Below are 1,363 nucleotides of genomic sequence, written 5' to 3'. Positions count from 1 at the left end.
CGCGGCAGCCGACGGCCTTCGCGAAACGCGTGACCGTCGCGACGCTGACCTCCGCGTCGCGCGCGAGCGCGCCGATGCTCGCATGCGCGGCGCGCGCGAGGTCGGCGAGGATGAACGCGGCGACCTTGCGCTCGGCTTCGCGCAGCTCGGGCGCGCATTCGGCGATCCTCGCGACGATGTCGAGGAGCGGCGGAGCAGCCGGAGCCGGATGGAGTTCGGCCGCGAGCGGAACGGACGGAGTGACGGGCGTATTCATCTGCGGAAAAGGGTGCGAAGCTCGATGTTACTAAATAACATCACCGCGCCGATGCTACTTTCTGTACCATCGGCGTGTCAACTTCAGTGCAATGCATAGTGATGATGGAGCGGGATGACATGAAAGTTACAAACTATCAGGAAGCGACGATCGATCCGTTCGGCAAGGGCCTCGGCAATCTGCCGAGCGCGAGCGTGCCGCTCGGCGACGCAGGCCGCCTCGAGTGGAACCTGCTCGCGGAAGACGTCAGCCTGCCGGCCGCCGTGCTTTATGAGGATCGCATCGAACACAACCTGAACTGGATGCAGGCATTCGTCCAGAAGTACGGCGTCAAGTTTGCGCCGCACGGCAAGACGACGATGGCGCCGCAACTGTTCCGCCGCCAGCTCGACGCCGGCGCATGGGGCATCACGCTCGCGACCGCGCACCAGACGCAGGCCGCGTATCACGGCGGCGTGCGGCGCGTGCTGCTCGCGAACCAGCTGGTCGGCCGCCAGAACATGACGATCATCGCCGGGCTGCTGTCCGATCCCGACTTCGAATTCTTCTGCCTCGTCGATTCGGCGGACAGCGTCGACCAGCTCGGCCGCTTCTTCGGCGCACTGAAGAAGCCGCTGAACGTGCTGCTCGAGCTCGGCGTGCCAGGCGGCCGCGCAGGCGTGCGCGATGCCGCGCAGCGCGAAGCCGTGCTCGCCGCGATCGCGCGCTATCCGGACACGCTGAAGCTGGCCGGCATCGAACTCTATGAAGGCGTGCTGAAGGAGGAAGGCGAGATCCGCACGTTCCTGCAGGACGCAGTCGCTCTCACACGCGAGCTGGCCGAGGCAGGCCGCTTCGCGCGTACGCCGGCAATCCTGTCCGGCGCCGGTTCGGCGTGGTACGACGTGGTCGCGGAAGAATTCGCGAAGGCGTCCAACGCCGGCTTCGCGGAAGTCGTGCTGCGTCCGGGCTGCTACCTGACGCACGATGTCGGTATCTACAAGAAGGCGCAGACCGACGTGTTCGCGCGCAACCCGATCGCCCGCACGATGGGCGAAGGGCTGCTGCCCGCGCTGCAGCTGTGGGCGTACGTGCAGTCGGTGCCGGAAGCCAATCGCGCGATCGTCG

1 protein-coding gene and 1 pseudogene are annotated in these 1,363 nt (G+C 66.5%); one reads left to right on the top strand and one right to left on the bottom strand.

Annotation, left to right across the window (positions count from 1 at the left end; all coding sequences use genetic code 11):
- A pseudogene (locus JYJ84_RS36765) lies at window positions 1-256 on the bottom strand (MurR/RpiR family transcriptional regulator); the annotation flags it as partial.
- Window positions 257-375: 119 nt separating this feature from the next.
- On the opposite strand from JYJ84_RS36765, the gene JYJ84_RS36760 reads away from it, so the two are divergent.
- Window positions 376-1,363, top strand: a 988-nt coding sequence (locus JYJ84_RS36760; RefSeq protein WP_205190307.1) for an alanine racemase, incomplete at its 3' end; no start/stop codon positions are given.

Origin of the sequence: Burkholderia sp. LMG 13014, assembly GCF_905232215.1 — a bacterium.
Classification (GTDB): Bacteria; Pseudomonadota; Gammaproteobacteria; order Burkholderiales; family Burkholderiaceae; genus Burkholderia.
The sequence above is the reverse complement of the archived record's forward strand: the minus strand, read 5'-3'. Positions and strand labels throughout refer to the sequence as shown.